This is a genomic window from Modestobacter sp. VKM Ac-2979, assembly GCF_026967995.1.
Lineage (GTDB): Bacteria > Actinomycetota > Actinomycetes > Mycobacteriales > Geodermatophilaceae > Modestobacter.
In genome coordinates this window covers 276,931-294,770 of record NZ_JAPVBO010000003.1, presented here as the reverse complement: position 1 = coordinate 294,770, position 17,840 = coordinate 276,931, and the positions used below count along the sequence as shown (strand labels likewise).

At 71.3% G+C, this 17,840-nt stretch carries 17 protein-coding genes and 1 tRNA gene; 7 read left to right on the top strand and 11 right to left on the bottom strand.

Annotated features, from left to right (window positions below; all coding sequences use genetic code 11):
• Nucleotides 1-63 precede the first annotated feature (63 nt).
• Nucleotides 64-897 carry an undecaprenyl-diphosphate phosphatase gene (locus O2W15_RS10245; protein ID WP_269179343.1) on the bottom strand — a complete coding sequence of 278 codons (834 nt, stop codon included), beginning with the start codon at nucleotides 895-897 and terminating at the stop codon, nucleotides 64-66.
• A 157-nt stretch (nucleotides 898-1,054) separates the two neighbouring features.
• Between O2W15_RS10245 and O2W15_RS10240 the strand changes: the two genes are divergently transcribed.
• From O2W15_RS10240 to O2W15_RS10230, 3 genes are read left to right on the top strand one after another with little or no spacing between them, the layout of a single operon-like run.
• Nucleotides 1,055-2,035 carry an aldo/keto reductase gene (locus O2W15_RS10240; protein WP_036332704.1) on the top strand — a complete coding sequence of 327 codons (981 nt, stop codon included), beginning with the start codon at nucleotides 1,055-1,057 and terminating at the stop codon, nucleotides 2,033-2,035.
• Between the two features lie 47 nt (nucleotides 2,036-2,082).
• Nucleotides 2,083-4,029: an AAA family ATPase gene (locus tag O2W15_RS10235; protein WP_269179342.1), complete on the top strand. Its 1,947-nt coding sequence runs from the start codon at nucleotides 2,083-2,085 to the stop codon at nucleotides 4,027-4,029.
• A gap of 57 nt (nucleotides 4,030-4,086) precedes the next feature.
• Nucleotides 4,087-4,353 (top strand): GlsB/YeaQ/YmgE family stress response membrane protein, encoded by a 267-nt coding sequence (locus tag O2W15_RS10230; RefSeq protein ID WP_269163076.1) that lies wholly within the window; start codon nucleotides 4,087-4,089, stop codon nucleotides 4,351-4,353.
• Nucleotides 4,354-4,405: 52 nt separating this feature from the next.
• Here O2W15_RS10230 and O2W15_RS10225 read toward each other — a convergent pair whose 3' ends face one another.
• On the bottom strand, nucleotides 4,406-5,200 hold the full coding sequence (locus tag O2W15_RS10225; RefSeq protein ID WP_269179341.1) for a DUF2470 domain-containing protein: 795 nt from the start codon (nucleotides 5,198-5,200) through the stop codon (nucleotides 4,406-4,408).
• 66 nt (nucleotides 5,201-5,266) lie between these two features.
• Between O2W15_RS10225 and rpsD the strand changes: the two genes are divergently transcribed.
• Nucleotides 5,267-5,872: a 30S ribosomal protein S4 gene (rpsD, locus tag O2W15_RS10220; RefSeq protein ID WP_269179340.1), complete on the top strand. Its 606-nt coding sequence runs from the start codon at nucleotides 5,267-5,269 to the stop codon at nucleotides 5,870-5,872.
• Nucleotides 5,873-5,895: 23 nt separating this feature from the next.
• On the opposite strand, the gene O2W15_RS10215 is transcribed toward rpsD, so the two are convergent.
• On the bottom strand, nucleotides 5,896-6,399 hold the full coding sequence (locus O2W15_RS10215; RefSeq protein ID WP_269179339.1) for a hypothetical protein: 504 nt from the start codon (nucleotides 6,397-6,399) through the stop codon (nucleotides 5,896-5,898).
• Between the two features lie 104 nt (nucleotides 6,400-6,503).
• Nucleotides 6,504-6,761, bottom strand: a complete 258-nt coding sequence (locus O2W15_RS10210) for a hypothetical protein (protein WP_269163079.1) — start codon at nucleotides 6,759-6,761, stop codon at nucleotides 6,504-6,506.
• 148 nt (nucleotides 6,762-6,909) lie between these two features.
• Here O2W15_RS10210 and O2W15_RS10205 point away from each other — a divergent pair, with 148 nt between their 5' ends.
• On the top strand, nucleotides 6,910-7,113 hold the full coding sequence (locus O2W15_RS10205) for a DUF5703 family protein (protein ID WP_036332716.1): 204 nt from the start codon (nucleotides 6,910-6,912) through the stop codon (nucleotides 7,111-7,113).
• Nucleotides 7,114-7,227: 114 nt separating this feature from the next.
• Here O2W15_RS10205 and O2W15_RS10200 read toward each other — a convergent pair whose 3' ends face one another.
• Nucleotides 7,228-8,184: an NADPH:quinone oxidoreductase family protein gene (locus tag O2W15_RS10200; RefSeq protein WP_269179338.1), complete on the bottom strand. Its 957-nt coding sequence runs from the start codon at nucleotides 8,182-8,184 to the stop codon at nucleotides 7,228-7,230.
• 138 nt (nucleotides 8,185-8,322) lie between these two features.
• On the opposite strand from O2W15_RS10200, the gene O2W15_RS10195 reads away from it, so the two are divergent.
• The gene (locus O2W15_RS10195; RefSeq protein ID WP_269179337.1) at nucleotides 8,323-9,063 is read left to right on the top strand and encodes a GAF and ANTAR domain-containing protein; all 741 of its coding nucleotides are present in this window, start codon (nucleotides 8,323-8,325) and stop codon (nucleotides 9,061-9,063) included.
• Nucleotides 9,064-9,069: 6 nt separating this feature from the next.
• Here the strand turns inward: O2W15_RS10195 and O2W15_RS10190 are convergent, their stop codons facing one another.
• Both O2W15_RS10190 and O2W15_RS10185 read right to left on the bottom strand, forming a co-directional pair.
• Nucleotides 9,070-9,894, bottom strand: a complete 825-nt coding sequence (locus O2W15_RS10190) for an SDR family oxidoreductase (protein ID WP_269179336.1) — start codon at nucleotides 9,892-9,894, stop codon at nucleotides 9,070-9,072.
• 4 nt (nucleotides 9,895-9,898) lie between these two features.
• Nucleotides 9,899-11,221, bottom strand: a complete 1,323-nt coding sequence (locus tag O2W15_RS10185; RefSeq protein WP_269179335.1) for a M20/M25/M40 family metallo-hydrolase — start codon at nucleotides 11,219-11,221, stop codon at nucleotides 9,899-9,901.
• An 86-nt stretch (nucleotides 11,222-11,307) separates the two neighbouring features.
• Between O2W15_RS10185 and O2W15_RS10180 the strand changes: the two genes are divergently transcribed.
• Nucleotides 11,308-11,392 (top strand) — tRNA-Leu (locus tag O2W15_RS10180).
• 177 nt (nucleotides 11,393-11,569) lie between these two features.
• On the opposite strand, the gene O2W15_RS10175 is transcribed toward O2W15_RS10180, so the two are convergent.
• From O2W15_RS10175 to O2W15_RS10160, 4 genes are all read right to left on the bottom strand, one after another.
• Entirely contained in the window at nucleotides 11,570-12,424 is an 855-nt protein-coding gene (locus O2W15_RS10175; RefSeq protein ID WP_269179334.1) for a GIY-YIG nuclease family protein, read from the bottom strand.
• Between the two features lie 230 nt (nucleotides 12,425-12,654).
• The gene (locus O2W15_RS10170; protein ID WP_269179333.1) at nucleotides 12,655-13,368 is read right to left on the bottom strand and encodes a hypothetical protein; all 714 of its coding nucleotides are present in this window, start codon (nucleotides 13,366-13,368) and stop codon (nucleotides 12,655-12,657) included.
• 426 nt (nucleotides 13,369-13,794) lie between these two features.
• The gene (locus tag O2W15_RS10165; protein WP_269179332.1) at nucleotides 13,795-15,513 is read right to left on the bottom strand and encodes a GTPase domain-containing protein; all 1,719 of its coding nucleotides are present in this window, start codon (nucleotides 15,511-15,513) and stop codon (nucleotides 13,795-13,797) included.
• Nucleotides 15,510-17,585 carry a GTPase gene (locus O2W15_RS10160; RefSeq protein WP_269179331.1) on the bottom strand — a complete coding sequence of 692 codons (2,076 nt, stop codon included), beginning with the start codon at nucleotides 17,583-17,585 and terminating at the stop codon, nucleotides 15,510-15,512. Before O2W15_RS10160 ends, O2W15_RS10165 begins: the two co-directional genes overlap by 4 nt.
• Between the last annotated feature and the right edge of the window lie 255 nt (nucleotides 17,586-17,840).

The following is a 17,840-nucleotide window of genomic DNA, read 5'->3' as shown; positions in this document are numbered from 1 at the left end:
TCCACACGCCGCCGACTCTATGGCCCCGTCCGGAGGCGCGCCTCGAGCTCCTGCGGGGGCGGCTCAGGTGGGCTCGAGGACGCCGGTGCCGACCAGGGCCAGCACCAGCGCACCGAGCGCGATCCGGTAGACCACGAACGGGGCGAAGCTGCCGTGGGCCAGGTAGCGCAGCAGCCAGGCGATGACGGCGTAGCCGATCCCGAAGGCGATGACGGTGGCCAGGATCGTCGGGCCCCAGGAGAGCGCCTGGCCCTCGGTGTCGCCGGTCAGGGACTCGTACGCCTGGAAGAACCCGGCGCCCAGCACGGCGGGGACGGCGAGCAGGAACGAGTAGCGCGCCGCCGCGGCCCGGTTGTAGCCGAGGAACCGGCCGGCGGTGATGGTGCCGCCGGAGCGGGACACCCCGGGGATGAGCGCCATCGCCTGGGCGAACCCGAAGGTCAGCCCGTGCTTGACGGTCAGGTCGGGCAGGTCGCGCTCGGTGCTGCCCACCCGGTCGGCCCAGTACAGGACCAGCGAGAAGACGATCAGGGCGACGGCGATGATCCGCAGGTCCCGGAACGTCGTCTCGATCGAGTCCTGGAACAGCAGCCCGAGGACGACGATCGGCAGGCTGCCGATGATGATCAACCAGCCCATCCGGGCGTCGGGGTCGCTGCGGGCCGAGCGGTCGGACAGCCCCCGGACCCAGGCGGTGATGATCCGCCAGATGTCGTGCCGGAAGTAGATGAGCACGGCGAGCTCCGTGCCGATCTGGGTGATCGCGGTGAACGCCGCCCCGGGGTCGCCCCAGCCGAACGCCTCGCCGACCACCCGCAGGTGGGCGCTGGAGGAGATCGGCAGGAACTCGGTGAGGCCCTGCACCAGCCCGAGGACGACGGCTTCGAACCAGCCCACGGTCAGCGCCTCCGCTGCTCGGCCGGGCGGTGGTCAGGGCACGCGGAGGACGACTGCACGGCAGGCACCCTAGGTGCCCGGACTCGGCGCAGGGCTGCGACCTCCCGGTGGTCGCCCTCCCTGGAGTGAGACGTTGGCGACGGTAGGTTGACCCGTCGTGGAACAGCGGGCGCTCGGGCGCAGTGGGCTCGTGGTCTCCCGGCTGGGGCTGGGCACCCTCACCTGGGGCCGGGACACCGACGAGGACGAGGCCGCGATGCAGCTCACGGCGTTCGTCGACGCCGGCGGCACGCTGGTCGACACCGCCGACGTCTACGCCGACGGGGAGAGCGAGCGCACCCTCGGGCGGCTGCTCGCCGACGTCGTCCCGCGCGACGACGTGCTGGTCGCCACCAAGGCGGCGGGCCGCACCGGGCCCGGGCCGATGGGCCGGGGCGCCTCCCGCGGGCACCTCCTCTCGGCGCTGGACGCGTCCCTGGAGCGGCTGGGGATCGACCACGTCGACCTGTGGCAGCTGCACGCCTGGGACGACGCGACGCCCCTGGAGGAGACGCTGGCCGCCTGCGACCTGGCCGTCTCCTCCGGCCGGGCCCGCTACGTCGGGGTGAGCAACTTCTCCGGCTGGCAGACCGCGCAGGCCGCCACCTGGCAGCGCGCCTGGCCCGGGCGCACCCCGATCGTGAGCACCCAGGTCGAGTACTCGCTGCTGCAGCGCGGCGTCGAGCGGGAGGTGCAGCCGGCCGCGGAGGCGCTGGGGCTGGGCATCCTGCCGTGGTCGCCGCTGGGCCGGGGGCTGCTCACCGGCAAGTACCGGGACGGCACACCCGCCGACTCGCGTGGCGCGTCCGCCCAGTGGCTGGGGTTCATCGACGGGCTGCGCTCGGCGACCGCCGACCGGGTGGTGGAGGCGGTCGTCACCGCCGCGCAGGGGCTGGGCACCACGCCGCTGGGGGTCGCCCTGGCCTGGCTGCACGACCGGCCCTGCGTGGTCGCCCCGATCGTGGGCGCCCGGACCGCCCAGCAGCTGCAGGCCGCCCTCGATGCCCAGGGGGTCCGGCTGCCGCCGGCGATCACCACGGCGCTGGACGACGTGTCCGCGCCGCACTTCTCCTATCCCGAGCAGCGTCGGGAACACTGAACAGTGAGCACCCCAACCGTGAGCACCGCACCCATGCGCACCGAACCGTGAGCACCCCCACGCCCGCCGGCGACCCCGTCTTCACCGCCTTCTGCGCCGCCGGCCTGTGGCCGGGCCTGGGCAAGCGGACGGCGGCCGACCTGCCGGCCGCCGGCGTCACCGGCCCGGACGACGTCAGCGCCGACCGGCTGCTCAAGCTGCCCCGGGTGGGCCGGCAGCGCGCCGAGCGGCTGTTCAGCTCGTTCCTGGCCGCCCGGTCGACCTACGAGGTCGTCGAGCTGCTGGTCGGCGCCGGACTGAACGCCCGGCTGGCGGTGAACTCCGCGGACGCGCTCGGCCCCGACGCCGCCCGCCGGCTCCGGGACGACCCGTGGGCGCTGCTCGGCCTGACCGGGGTGACGTTGGCCGACGCCGACCGGCTGGCGATCGCCGTCCTCTCCGGCGCCGACCGGCAGGACACCCGCCGCGGCCGGGCGATCGTGGCGCTGACCTTGCGCACCGCGACCCGGGACGGGCACACCGTGCTCCCCGCCGACCTGGTGGTGGCGGCGCTGCGCGCGGAGCAGATCGACGACCCGGCGGCGGCCGTGGTGGCCGCGGTGGAGTCCGGTGAGGTGCTCGAGCACGAACCACCGCTGGCCGAGCCGGACGACGACGCCGACGAGCTGCCCGAACCGGACCCGGCGCTGCGCTCCCTGTCGCTGGCCCGGTACGGGATGGCGGAGGAGGCGGTGGCAGAGAACGTGCACCGCCTGTCGGCCACCAGCGGGCGGATCGCCGACCCGGCGTCGGTGCGGTCGGTGGCCAAGGGCCTGGACCCGGCGCAGCAGGCCGCGGTGGCCCAGGTGCTCGGCGCCGGCATCTCCCTGCTGACCGGCGGGCCGGGCACCGGGAAGAGCCGGACCGTCGCCTCGCTGGTGAAGCTGCTGCAGGCCAAGGGCACCGAGGTGGCCCTGGCGGCACCGACCGGCCGGGCGGCGAAGCGGCTGGAGGAGCTGACCGACCACCCGGCGGTGACCGTGCACCGGCTGCTCGGCGCACAGGGCATGACCGGCGGGTTCGCCCGCAACGAGGAGTGGCCGCTGGACGCCGACGTCGTGGTGGTCGACGAGGCCTCGATGCTGGACGTCGAGCTGACCGCGGCGCTGCTGGAGGCCTGCCCGGACGGCACCCACCTGCTGCTGGTGGGCGACCCGGCGCAGCTGCCCTCGATCGGCCCCGGCCACGTCCTCGGCGACCTGATCGACTCCGGCGTGGTGCCGGTGACCGAGCTGACCACGCTGCACCGCCAGGCCGAGGGCGGGGCGATCGCGCGGCTGGCCACCGGGGTGCGCGGCGGTGAGCTGGTGCACGTCGACTCCCCCGACCGGGAGGTGGTGATCGTGCCGGCCACCGGGAGCGCCGAGGCGGCCAAGCGGGTGGTGCAGCTGGTCACCGACTCCATCCCGCGCGCGCTGGGCATCGACCCGTCGACGGTGCAGGTCGTCACCCCGGTGCACCGCGGGCCGGCCGGCACCATCGAGCTGAACAAGGCGCTGAAGGCGCAGCTCAACCCCGGCGAGGGCACGGTGTTCGGCTTCGACGTCGGCGACCGGGTGGTCGCGACGGCGAACCACCTCGACCTGGAGCCGATCGGGTTCGCCAACGGCGAGGTGGGCGTGGTGACCGGCACCGGCGAGGGGTCGCTGACCATCGACTTCAGCTCGGGCCCGGTCAAGGTGATCGGCAAGGCACTGTCGGACCTGCGGCACGGCTGGGCGATCACCGTGCACCGGGCGCAGGGCTCGGAGTGGCCCGGCGTCGTCGTGGTGCTGCCGCCGGAGGCCGGCGGGATGCTGTCCCGACCGCTGGTCTACACAGCCCTCACGCGGGCCCAGCGGCACCTGTCGATCGTGCACGCCAGCGGCGCTGCGCTGGCCCGGGCGGTCCGGGAGGTCGACGTCCGGCCGCGGCGGACCCGGTTGGCGACGCTGCTCGCCGAACTGGCGGAGTGACCCACCCGTCAGGTCGACCGCGTTTCACAGGTTGATCTTGAGGGCATTGATGAGGACATGGGCATCATCGGTTTCCTCGTCTTCGGTCTCGTCGTCGGTGCGCTCGCTCGGCTGATCAAGCCGGGCAAGCAGAACCTCAGCATCCTGGCCACCCTGGCCCTCGGCGTCGTCGGTTCCCTGATCGGTGGCGTCGTCGCCAGCCTCCTGGGCACCGGGGACTTCTTCGAACTCAACATCATCGGCGCGATCGTCGCGATCGTCGCCGCCGTGCTGCTGATCGGCGTGGCCGAGGGCATGAGCGGCGGTCGGCGCAAGGTCCACTGACCTCGCCCCCGCTCCACGCACGACTCCCCTGCCCGGGGCGCTGACCTCGCGGTCAGCGCCCCGGGCAGGCGCGTCTCACGGCACAGAGCAGCCGGTGCACCGCCGGCCCGAGGTCCTCGGCGCAGGTGACGGGCTCGGCGAACGGCACCCGCACCTCCCGGTGGCCCGCGCGCTGCTCGATCCGCAGCCGGAACCCGTACCGGTCCAGGCCCAGCGGGCGGACGACGTCGCCCCTCCCCACCCAGGCGGCCGGCACCCGGGAACACAGCAGGTCCAGCTCTTCGGGGTGGGCGACGTCGAGGTGCTGCAGCGCCGGCCCCTCCACCGCGATCAACGGGTCGGGCACCGCGGCGAGGAAGTCGTCGGGGTCGATCTCGGTGACCGAGCCGCACTCCCCCAGCACGACCTCGGCCAGGTCCAGGCGCAGCAGGGTGGCGCTGCGCCCGACGTCCAGCAGTGCGCCCACCGGTGCGACGTCCGCGAACGCCAGCGCGGCGTCCCGCTGGTCGGTCTCGAGCAGCGGCGTGAGCCATCCGGACAACCAGACCTGGGCGCGCACCGGCTCGCGCAGCGGCACCGGGGCGTGGTCGGTGACCATCAGCAGCGCCGCGAGGTCGCCGTCGGCGGATGCCTGGACCGTGCGGCACACCTCACCGTCGGTCGGCACGACCACGAGCACCTGCCCCTGGGCGGTGACGGCGTGCCCGAGCACGCGGCTGCCGTCGATGCAGGCAGCGCAGACGGCGGCCGCCGACCGGGCCGCCACGGTGCGCGCCCGTTCGGCTCCGGTGGGCCGGAGGGCGTCGGACGAGGGCCCGGGGGCGGCGGGGCGGGTCGATCGTGTCATGCGGCACTCCGGGTTCAGGGCGACTCAAGATCGGGTAAGGTGAGCCTAACCGAACCGGAGGATCGTGTGAACAGCTCCCGCCCCAAGGTCCGGCGCTCCCGTGCGCTGGGCATCCCGCTCACCCCGAAGGACGTCCGCTACTTCGAGCGGCGCCCGTACCCGCCCGGTGAGCACGGCCGCAAGCGCAAGAACACCAGCGACTACAAGACGCGACTGATGGAGAAGCAGCGGCTGCGCGCGCAGTACGACATCAGCGAGACCCAGCTCCGCTCGGCGTTCGACCGGGCCAAGCGCACCGGTGGCAAGACCGGCGAGGAGCTGATCACCCACCAGCTCGAGGCCCGGCTGGACGCGACCGTGCTGCGCGCCGGGTTCGCTCGCACGATCTACCAGGCCCGGCAGACGGTCAGCCACCAGCACGTCACGGTGAACGGCAAGCGGGTCGACCGGCCGAGCTACCAGGTGCAGCCCTACGACGTCGTCGAGATCGCCGAGCGCAGCAAGGCCAAGCTGCCCTTCCAGGTCGCCGCCTCCGGCGCGCACGCCGCCGCCCCGACGTACCTGCAGGTCCAGCTCTCCGAGCTCCGCTGCGTGGTCCTCCGCCGGCCGCAGCGCTCCGAGGTCCCCGTGGTGTGCGAGGAGCAGCTGGTCGTGGAGTACTACTCCCGCTGAGCCGACCCGGCGACCGGGGCCGATCAGGCCCCGGCGTCGGTCGCCGGAGCGCTGTTGAGCCGGATGGCCCGCTGGAGCTTCCGCCGCTGCACCAGCGGAGCGCCGACGATGACCGCGATGGACACGAGGCCGAACCACGGGATGTCGGAGAGCCCTCCGATGACCAGGGCGGAGGCGACGTTCACCACCAGCGCCACGAACCACAGCACGGCCAGCAGGAACACGATCCGCTGAGCCCGTGAGCCGCCGCCGCGCCCCAGGAGAGCCAGCTGCGCCAGGGACTCGCGGGCCAGATCGACCGCAGCGCCACGCAGCCGCTCGTCGGCCAGCGCCTCACCCCGGGTGACAGCAGACCCGACCCGGGCCTGCTCCGCAGGGCTCAGGCCGTGCCGACGCGCGAGGCCACCCCAGGGGTTCGGGCCTCGGCCGGGCTTCAGCCGGCCCCACACCGAACGGCCGCCGATCCACCAGGCCAGCAGCGGCAGCCCCACGAGGATGAGCAGCACGGTGATCAGCGCGGCGGTCACGGGCCAGATCCTCACCCGCCGTGACGGGCGTCGCGGCCGGCCGGCGTCCGGACCACCCGATCAGGCGATGCCCGGCACCCGGCCGCCCGCGGCTCCGGACGGGGTCAGCCGCGCTGCTCGTCCTCGTCGTCGTCCGGCACGGCCGCCCGCTGCTCGAGGACGTCGGCCTCGTCGGCCTCCGGGTCGGCGTCCCGCATCGTCGAGGAGGTGCCCGGCGTCGCGCTGAGCTGCTGCTCGATGCCGTCGGCCTCGGGGACCTCGGCGCCCAGCGGCGTCACCTCGTCGGCGAGCTCCGGGCCGGTCGCGGCGGTGGTCCGCTGCTGCTCCAGGCGGTCGGCGTCGTTGGCTTCGGGGTCGGTCATGAGGGCTCCTCGCCGGTCGGGGGCCCGGCCGGGTGCCGGGCCGCGCCGTCCTCCCCTGCCCGCACTCCGCCGGGGCGACACCCGGACCGGGTAGCTCCGTGGTGACCACCACGTGACCCGCGGGCGTCCGGCAGGCACAATCGACGAGGTGTCAGCACCCGGCGAGTACGAGTACGCCCCGCTGCGCATCCCGGCGGGCATCTCCCGCTCCGCGGCGGCGCAGCTGATGAGCATGCAGTCCGACACCGGCGGCTGGGAACTCGCCCGGCTCCAACTGCACGCCGACGGCACCCGCAAGGTGATCATGCGGCGCCGGATGCGGCTGTCCTACCTCCCCCGCCCCATGGTCTGACGAAGGACCCTGTTGCCCTCCCACCGCTCGCAGGCTCGCGACGGGACCCTGCTGATGGCCCCGTCCAGAGGCTCGGCCCGAGCGTGCGAGGGCTGAGGAGGACGGGGTCCTTCTTCAGGGCGTGAGGACGACCTTGCCGACGGTGCTGCGGTCGGCGATCGCGGCCATCGCCTGCGGCAACTCGGTGAGCGGCAGCGACTGACCGACCAGCGGGTCGATCGCCCCGTCGGCGAACAGGTCGCACAGCGCCTCGTGCACCAGCCCGATCCGGGCCGGGTCGTGCTTGCGGTAGAGGCCCCAGTGCAGCCCGACGATGCTGTAGTTCTTGACCAGCGCGTGGTTGACCGGCGCCTGCGGGATCGTGCCGCTGGTGAAGCCCACGACCACGAGTCGCCCCTCGAAGGCGATGCACTTGCGGGACTTGTCGAACACCTCCCCGCCGACCGGGTCGTAGACGACGTCGGCGCCGTGCCCGCCGGTGATCTCCTTGACCAGCGGGACGAAGTCCTCGGCCGTGTAGTCGATGACGTGGTCGGCGCCGAGCGAGCGGCAGACCTCGGTCTTCCGCTCCCCACCGGCGGTGGCGATGACCTTCGCGCCGGCGGCCTTGCCGAGCTGGATCGCCGCCGTCCCGACGCCACCGGCCCCGGCGTGCACCAGCAGCCACTCCCCCGCCTGCAGGGCCGCGCGCCGGTGCAGGCCGACGTAGCCGGTCTGGTAGGTCAGGTACAGCGAGGCGGCCTGCTCGTCCGACATCGCGTCGGGCACCGGCCAGGCAGCGGCGGCGTCCATCAGCGCGTACTCGGCGAACGCGCCGGGACCGCCGGACGGCGACCCGAGCACCCGCTGACCGGTCTCCACGATCTCGCCGCACAGCTCCACGCCCGGGGTGTAGGGCAGCGGCGGACGCTCCTGGTACTGGCCCATCGCCATCAGCACGTCGGGGAAGTTCAGCCCCGCCGCCCGCACCTTGACCAGCACCTGACCGTCGCCGGGGGTGGGCTGCTCGACCTCGTCGAGGGACATGACCTCGGCCGGGTTCCCGAGGCTGTGGACTCGCCATGCACGCATGCCCGGCACCCTGCCAGAACAGCGGTGACGCCGGTCACCCGGGGGCGCAGGTCTCGTTGCGTACGACCTTTCGCCTCGTACCCTGGAACGGTTGCGTCGAGAGGACGGCGTGGCGCGAACACCGGAGGACTAACCCTCGTGAGCTCCACCATGGACCCCGTCGCCGTGCGGACGCTGGGCCGACTGGGCGCCGACCTGGCTGCCGGCAGCCCGTCGCACGACCTCGTCGAACGCCTCGTCGACGACCTGAGCCGGCCGTTCGGGCTGGACTTCTCCATCCGGTACGAGCTGCCCCCGGCGGCCGGTGAGCTGCGCCTGCACACCACCATCGGCGTGCCTGCGCAGCACCGGACGGACCTCGCAGTCGTCCCGCTCGGTGTCGCCGTCTGCGGGATGGTCGCCGAGCAGCGCCGTCCGGAGGCGCATGCCCGGGTGGACGCGGACCCCGACGAGCGGCTCGCCCTGGCCCGAGAGCTGGACGCCACCGCCTACGCCAGCTTCCCGCTGGCCGCGGGCCCGGCCGTGCTCGGCACCCTGTCGGTCGGCTCCCGGACCCGCCCGGAGTTCGGCGACGCAGAGCTGGCCGTCCTGGGCGCCGCCGCGGACCTGGTTACCGTGGCCGCTGCCAGGGAGCGGGACCGCGCCATGGTCGAGTCCGCCCTCGCCGGGCAGGCCGCGGCCGAGGCGCGCATCGCACACCTGGAGACCGCGCTGGTCACCAACCGCACCATCGCCACGGCCATCGGCGTGGTGATGACCCGCCGGCGCGTGACCGACGAGCAGGCCCACCGGTGGCTGGTCGAGCTCAGTCAGCGAACCAACCGGAAGCTGCGGGTGGTCGCCGAGCAGATCGTGCACACCGGTTCGCTGGAGCTCTGACGTCCCTCAGCGCATGGACGGCGGGCGCAGCGCGGTCGGGACGACGGCGGTCTCACCGCTCGCCGTCCGGGCGGCCGGCACGCCCTTGAACTTGTAGGGCACGGCGCCCACCCCCGGCTGGACGACGTAGGCCGCGCCCGGCTCGGCGCCGGCCCAGGCGGCGACCATCGCCTCGGCCACCTCACCAGCCGACAGCACCGGGAAGTCGGCGGCGGCGAACTCGTCGCGGAGCGGGTCGATGATGGCGGTGTCGGCGAACCCGGGGCAGATGGCGGAGATGGTGATGCCGTCGTCCACCAGGCGGGAGGACATCGACCGGACGAACGCCACCGCCCCGCCCTTGGCGACGCTGTAGCCGGGGTCGGTCGCCATCGGCGAGAGCCCGGCCAGCGAGGCGGTCACCACGATCGACCCGCCACCGGCGCGGCGCAGGGCCGGCAGCGCGGCCTCGGTGCCGTAGACGACGCCGAAGAGGTCGACGTCGACCACCTTGAGGAACTCGTCGACGTCCAGGGCGTGCCGGGACTGCCCGGCGATGCCGGCGTTGAGGAAGACGGCGTCCAGCCGGCCGTGCTCGGCCTCCAGCGCGGCGACCACGGCGGCGTTGGCCGCCCGGTCGGTGACGTCGAGGGCAGCGAAGTGCGCGCCGAGGCCCGCGGCGACCTCGCGGTTGGCCGGGCTGTCGAGGTCGGCGAGGACGACGGTCACCCCGCGCTCGCGGAGCAGCGCAGCGAGGGCGCGGCCGAAACCGCCGGTCCCTCCGGTGACGAGGGCGACGTCGCCCTGGGCGGGCGAACCGGGCGCGGCAGTGGTGTCGGTCACGCCCGGCATCACATCACGCCTGGCGCAGGAACCGGTCGAGCACCCGGATGCCGAACTGCATGGAGTCGATGGAGATGCGCTCGTCGATGCCGTGGAACAGCGAGGCGAAGTCGAGGTCGGCGGGGAGCTTGAGCGGGGAGAAGCCGAAGCAGCGCATGCCCAGCGTCTCGAAGCTCTTGGCGTCGGTGCCGCCGCTCATGGTGAACGGGACGGCGCGGGCGCCCGGGTCCTCGGCCTGCAGCGCCTGGACCATCAGGTCGACCGAGGGGCCGTCGAACGTCGTCTCCACGGCCTGGTCGTAGGTGATCCACTCGCGGCTGACGCCCTCGCCCAGGAGCTCGTCGAGCTGCTTCTCGAACTCGGCCTCCTGGCCGTACAGGAATCGGCCGTCGATGGTGGCGCTGGCGGTGCCGGGGATGACGTTGGTCTTGTACCCGGCGTCGAGCATCGTGGGGTTGACCGTGTTGCGCAGCGCCGCGCCGATCATCCGGCTGATGCTGCCCAGCCGGGCCAGCGCCTCGTCGGGCTGGTCCGGGTCGATCTCCACCCCGTAGGCGTCGCTGACGGCGTCGAGGAACTCGCGCATCGGCGGGGTGAGCACGGTGGGCAGCCGGGTGGTGCCGATCCGGGCGACCGCCGCGGCCAGCCGGGTGACCGCGTTGTCCTCGTGCACGAAGGAACCGTGACCGGGCCGGCCCTGGGCAGTCAACTTCATCCAGGCCAGCCCCTTCTCCGCGGTCTGGACCAGGTAGAGGCGGAGGTCGTCGCGGACGGTGATGCTGAAGCCGCCGACCTCGCTGATCGCCTCGGTGCAGCCCTCGAAGAGGTCGGCGTGGTGGTCGACCATGAAGTGGGCGCCCTTGCGGCCGCCGGCCTCCTCGTCGGCGACGAAGGCCAGCACGATGTCGCGGTCGGGCTTGACGCCGGTGCGGGCCCAGTCGCGGACCAGCGCCAGGGTCATCGCGTCCATGTCCTTCATGTCGACCGCGCCGCGGCCCCACACGTAGCCGTCGCGCTGCTCACCGCTGAACGGGTGCATGCTCCACTCGCTCGGGTCGGCTGGGACGACGTCCAGGTGGCCGTGCACCAGCAGTGCCGGGCGGTCGCGGTTCGTGCCCTCGATCCGGGCGACCAGGTTCGCCCGCCCCGGCTCGGACTCGTGGATGACGCTGCTGATCCCCACCTCGTCCAGTTTGGCGGCGACCCACTCGGCGGCCTTCCGCTCCCCCGCGCTGGTGGCGGAGTCACCGGTGTTCGTGGTGTCGATGCGGATGAGGTCGGAGAGCAGGTCCGCGACCTCGGACTGGGCACCGGCCAGGGGCGTGGGCTGCGACATGCGGTCGATGGTGCCACCGGCCCCCGTCCCGAGCCGGGGTCGGCCTCGGTTATGCTCATCGAGGCGCTCCACGGAGCGCCCACCTTGTCCGGGTGGCGGAATGGCAGACGCGCTAGCTTGAGGTGCTAGTGCCCTTTATCGGGCGTGGGGGTTCAAGTCCCCCCTCGGACACAGAGTTGAACCCCCACGGCCTCCCTGGCCGGTGGGGGTTCTTCCGCTTCTGGTCTCGGCATTCCCGCCGGATTCCCGAACAAGCGCGTCAGCCATCTCCATCGGCGTCGCCACCGGTGTCGCAGTCCCGACCCGATCCGTCACCGCTCCGTGCAGCAGCGTCCGCGGGGCCGCCTGCTAGTTCCGGTTGAGGCCGTACTGCCGGGTGAGGAGCGCCCGCTTGTAGTGAGCCTCTGCCGCGTCGACCTCGGCGGTGGTCGCGGTCGGGCCGAACACCCGCAGGATGCTGAAGACGAAATGCCGACGGTGAGTCGCATCGACCTCCGCAAGTTCGCGAAGCGCGACGTTTCCGCCGTGGCCGTCGCGGGCGTACGCGCTCCACCGACCCAGAAGGCGCTCCGTGCCGTCCGCCTTCCCCACGTACAGATTGCCGCTGCTGGTGTCTGCCACGAGGTAGACGCCCTGGACGGCGGCGAGCGCTGTCCTCCACTCCGTGTACCGAGAGTCCTCAGCAACCGCCACGAGCTCGTCGTGCGTGATAAGGACGCTGTCGAAGCCTGGGAACGGCACGCGGGCAGGGTCGGCGATCTCAACCACCGGCATCTGGTCGGCCTTCCCGCCTGCCTTGGCCCAGTTGATCGTGTCGTTCGACCACTCGATGACGAGCCGGTTCCGAAGCGACGCGAGGACGTCGGAGTGGTGGAGATCGAAGTACCGCAGGACATCGGTCCGCTCAGCGAGAACTTCGCCCCTGTTCTCGTACGCCGCGAGGAAACGGGAACGCCGCTTGCCATCCGCCATGAAGTTGAGCCACAAGGCAGGCGGATCCCTGGGGATCTTGCTCTGCCGGAGCGCCTGGGCTCGGGAGTAGGTGAGGACGTTCTCGACCGTGGCGTCCTGCGGGCCGGTGAGGCCGTCAGCGCTGTAGGTGTGCCGGATGAGGAGCACGTCGTCCGTCGAGACGCCCGCCACGCTCAGCAGGTCCGCGAGGCTCAGGTCACCGCGCAACGAGGACGCCTGGGATAGCTGCATGATCGGAACCTACGGGCCGCGCCAGGATGGATAGGGCCCGGACGACATGGCTGCGCACCCCTGCGAGGCCAGGGACGCGTCGCCTGAGGCCACCAGCACACCTCGCGGTGGTCCTCACCGGGACCGCAGGCGTACGCGGACGTACCGTGTCGCCCCTCGGGCACAGTTTGAAAGCCCCGGCGGTCACCGACCGCGGGGCCTCGGCCGGCTGGTCGCGATCTTCTCGACTGTCAATCTCGTCGGCGCGCCACAGACCCAACCCGGGCTGATCCTCCCGCCGAGGTCGCCGACGAGGACACGGACACCGACCAAGAGGCTTCCACCAGCCCGCTAGTAGCTGCCATGAGGTTGGCCAGGTACGTCTGGGTCTTCGTTTCGCCGAGCCTGGGCATGACCCAGCAGGACTGGCCGTCGCATATACCGACGTCGTACCAATAGCCGGTGCCGCGCGACGGGAACTGGCGCTCGAAGGCCGCCTGGACGGTCTCCCCGTCGGCCGGTTGCACGGCCAGCCAGCGCTTGGGCGCCGTGGCGGCCCGAATGGCGTCCGCCGGCACGCCCGCTGCCCACAGACCGGTCACCATCGACTTGATCGCGGTCTGCTTGCTGAGACCCTGTCCGGCGGTGCCGGCCACGACGATGTCGTACTTCGTGTAGTCGCGCTCGCCGAGAGCAGCCGCCTTCTCCTCCTCCTTGCGACGCTGCTGGATCTGGAAGTCGACCGCCTCAGGCAGCGGGATGATCTGTTGAACGTCGATCAGCTTCTCCGTGCCGAGCTGGTACGGGACGAGTCGCACGCAGGCGATCTCGAGCCGGTACTGCTGCGTCAGCCACAGAACGGTGCTGGTGATCTCGGTGCTGAAGTCCGCAGACGCCAGGATGATGCGCACCCGGTCAGAGAGCTGACGGTCCTCGTCGTGCTCACTGCCCGTCCACTGCTCCACCTCTCTCCCTAGCGACGTCCTCATCCACGTCGTTGTGGTGGGCGTAGACGCCCACCAACTGGTCCCAGGTCATCGTGGAGACCATGGCCGCGTATCGCAGGGCCTGGAGATCCATATGCCCCCGTCGGCCGTTCGCTTCAGCTCGATGACGACGAGCTGCCCCGTCCGGTCCACGGCCAACAGATCGATGCGACGCTGCGAGCCGTCGAACGCCCCGTACTCCTCGGCCACAAACATGAGGTCCTCGCCGAGGATGTCCAGGCGGCCGCGCAGTAGCCGCTAGAGATCCTGCCGCTCCTTCAACTCTGCAAGCGCGAACGTCGTCTTCGGAACCGGATGGAGGGCGTCATCGGTGACACGGAACAACACCATGCCCGAATGGTGCCCCACGTCCCACCAAGCTCGGGCTCACAGCAGCAGGACCCGCTACTCGCGGCGCGGAGAAAAGGCGGCAACTGCCTCGCTCGCCCCTTGCTGGACGGAGCTGAGCCGCTCGCGGAGCTCGCTCCGCGCCGCCCGAGCGCCGTGGATCGATCGCGCGACTACATCAATGCGTTGGAACTCTGGCTTGAATACGTCGTCCAAGTTTTTCCGAACTGCAGACAGTGCGCTGGCCACGATGCCGTCGGCCTGGGCCAAGACCTCCTGAGAGAGGTTCCGACGGCGCTCGGCACGCGCGCGCTCGGCCTGCACGGCAGCACGCTCGTCGGCGACGATTGTGTACGCCTCCACACCGATAGCGATGACGGCGCCTCCCACCTTGGCCGCCCTGCCGATGTTGTTCGCGGTCTTGACCGCTTCCCAGGGCTTGAACTTCTTGCCGAACGCATGCCCGACCTTGAGCACGACGGCGTGGCCGTTACTCCCTGATGCGGCCTTGATGCCGTTCCCGGCTCCCCAGAAGGTGTTGAACTTCTCCAAGTAGGTCGTGAGGTCGCCGGCCCAGCTTGGGGCCGGAGTCGACGGCGCCCTGCCCGGGACGACGGCGACCTCGCGTCCGTCGAAGCCGGTGGGCTCCACGGCGCCGATGTGGAGGGCGACGCGACCGTACGGCGAAGCTTCGATCTCGAGGACCTCAGAGGCCAGGTCGTCGAACTGGACCTCGAGCACCTGTCGCACTGCGCTCTCGAAGCGCTCGAACGCGGCGCCGAGGCCGGCGTTCAGGCTCCCCACGAGGACTTCGAGCGCAGAATCCGAGAGATCCCCGCCCTGTTCCTCGCGTTCAACACCGTCGGCGAAGACCGCGGCTGCTCGCACGGCGTCTGCCCGGAACTGCGCAGCCCGTGCCTCCAGCAGGCTGTCGAGATGGACGCGCTTCTTGGACAGTGCGGAGCGCTGACGGGCCAGGACGGCCAGCGCAGCCTGCTCGTCGGGGTCGTCCGTGAGGTACGCGGACGCCTCGAGTGCCAGAGCAAGCAACAGCTGCAGGGGCTGAGCCAAGCGGCCCATATGGCCCTGTTCGGCCGCAAAGCTGTTGATCGTGGCGGCGACCCTCGACAAACCCGAAGCCTCGATGAAGGCAGTGGCATCGGCCGGTGCGGTGTGTGCGAGGTCGAGGCCATCGAGGTAGTAATGAGCGTCGCACTCGACCCAAGGCACCGGGTCGAAGGGGCCCAAGGCTTGCTGGATCGCCGCCTCCCGGTGGCCAGGCGCAGCGTCCATCGTCCCTGCCTTGGTTATGACGATGATCGTCTGCCGAGACTTTCCGAGACGTCCCAGCACATCGCGCAGGTGAGCCACGAGCGTGTCGTCGAAAAGCTCGACCGGTACGGCAAACAGAACGAGGTCCGCTGCTTGGAGCGCCTGCTCTGCGCGCTCGTCGTGCTGGGGGCGTCCAGCGTGGACACCGGGCGTGTCGACGAGCCGAACATCCCCGTCCCAGTCGTATTCGGCAACCGCGTCGGTCGTGACTCCAGAACCTATGGGGATGTTGAACCTGCGGTCAGTCAGGGCTTCGATGAGCGTCGACTTGCCGCTGCTGTGGTACCCGGTGAACACCAGCAGCGGAGTTGAGTGCGCCTCGACGGACAACCGGTCGAGCAACGGCCGTGCCACCGCTGGGTCGAGATCGGCGAGCACACCGCGAAGGTCATGGCCCAACCTCCGTGCCGCCGCCGTGGACTCCTTGAACAGGTTGACGGTCATGGATGGTTCGCCCTCTGGGTCGTCTGGATGTGGATGCGCCTGTCGACGTGAGCAGTCAACCCGTCCGCCCACGCTTCGGTGATGGCTGTCGGCAGGTCTGCGTCGACGACCAGGATGGCGGACGCTTCGTCAGCCTTGCCGAGCCGCACGGGGGCGTCGACGAGGCCGAGCGCGTAAGGCAGCGCACTGACGGACTCGCCGCCGGGATCGCACATCCTGCCCCCGGCGAGCGTCTCGCCGAGATCGGGCGGGAAGAGCCACGCCTCCCCGAACGCGGCATCGTCGAATTCGGCCAGGAAGCAGACCCCTGGGACTCGCGTTGCCCGCACCACCGAGCGCGCGAGCCGTTCCCTGCGATCGATGCGCAGCAGCGCCGACGTCGTGACCCGATCCAAATCCTTCACCGCTGAGTGCAAGCGGGCGCTGCATGACACCCAGCGCGAGGCGAGCCGCTCGATGGATTCGCAGTGCCCGTCGCTGCGGACGCGCTCATGCAGCAGGTTGGCCCGCACCTCATCGAGTTGCGTCTTGATGGCCTTCTCGTATTCCTGCGTGAACTGGTCGAGGATTGGCCCCACCTGTTTCGCCACTTCCTCGCGCCGCTTTCGCAGGACGCCGTCCTTGCCGAGGAACATGAGGTCGGCGAAAGACTTGACGTGCTGTGCGGCCAATCCTGCGATGCCGCCAACGACGAGACCAATGCCGGAAGTGACGATCGCGCCTGGTCCGGTAGCCAGGCCAAGCGCGCCGCCGATCTGGGCACCCAGCCAAGCGCCGCCGGCGAGACCTAATGCGGAGCCGGCAACGCCCACGCCGGCCTTCGCGAGGCGGTTGCCCCACACGGCGTCGAAGCCGGCCAGGTCACGCAGTGCGAAGCGGTCCGGCGGGACCGCTGTCCACTCGGCCTCGGCGTCCTGAATCGCGGCGCTGACATCACGGGCAAGGGTCGTCAGGCGCTCCTCCAGGGACGTCGTCAACTCCTTCTGCAAGGCGGCGACCTCGTCGGCCCAGTGGGACTGGATCTCCTGGCCGAAGTCGGTCACGCTCAGGTGCCAATCTCGACGTCCCCCCACGGCCGAGTGAACGTCCGCCGCCATGGCCTCCCCGGTGGCACGCACGAGGCGGTTCAGCCGAGCATGGACGTCTCGCGTCATCTCCCGGTCGCGTGCCGCTCGAGAGCGGAGTCGAGCGGCGCCGAGATTCAGCGCCAGAGCCAGCCCTTCGGCCGAATGCCGCTGTCCGTCGACGACACGTAGAGCGCGGCGAGCCTCGCTGTGAACCTCGTGCTCACGGAGCAGGACTTCCGTGAGGTCTCCGATGCGACTGGCCGCGAAGAGCTCATGGTCAACATCGGAGGCTGCGGCCGCTGCAGCCGCGAGGGCATGAACATGAACGACGGCGAGGGGTTCAACCCCGGAGAAGGCCAGGTGACGCTTGATCTCGTCGAGAAGGCCCTCGCGACCGCCGAACACCCGCTGTGGGAACTTCAGGAGGTTCAAGCGCCCAACGCCTGCGAGCGACTGACGGCAGTTGACGACGACGATGATCGGCTTGCCGATCACTCCCAGAAGCTTGAGCGCCGAAGCGGATTCCTCCTGGATGGAGTCGCTGCTGTTGATCCAGACGACGACGTCAGCGGAAAGCGCCGCTTCAAGCGCGATCTCGGTGTCGTCGGCTCCACAGTGCGCACCAACGCCCGGTGTGTCGACGAGCTCGATGTTCTGGCATGCAGACGCGATGGCGCCGAAGGTGTCCCGGGAGAAGCGCTGACGACCATCGCCGATGCGCCCGGAGTGAGAACCGGTCAGGGCAGACAGGACGGAGGACTTGCCGGCCATCGTGCGCCCCATCAAGACGACACGCATCGGCGCGTTCAGGTCGTGGACGTGTTGAGACCGTCCAGTGCCCGAGGTGCGTACCGGGGACAGCCACTCATCGTCGAGCCACGACATGCCCCCGACGTCTGCGAGCGCGTCCCGACGCGTCTCGTCGATCAGCGTCTCGACCCCCGCTGCGCCGTCCACCAAGGCCGGCCAGGGATCGGGGGCTTCGGGTTCGTCGCCGAACAGCACCCGGAGCGCGAAAGGCCGCCACTGATGCCGAGGAGGGCCACCGCGCTCGGACACAGCTCAGATACTTACGCACTGCACCGACAGCAGCGCGCAACGGCGCCGTGAGGTTCTTGTAGACGCCGCGAAGCTGATCGCTGCCCGGCCCGGCCCGGTGGCACGGAGGCACGCCACTCCCCCACCAGGACAGCCGTCGGTGGGACGGTCTCAGACCGCGGCGCCAAGTCCGCCCTCGATCACCGCGAGAGGTACAACCGC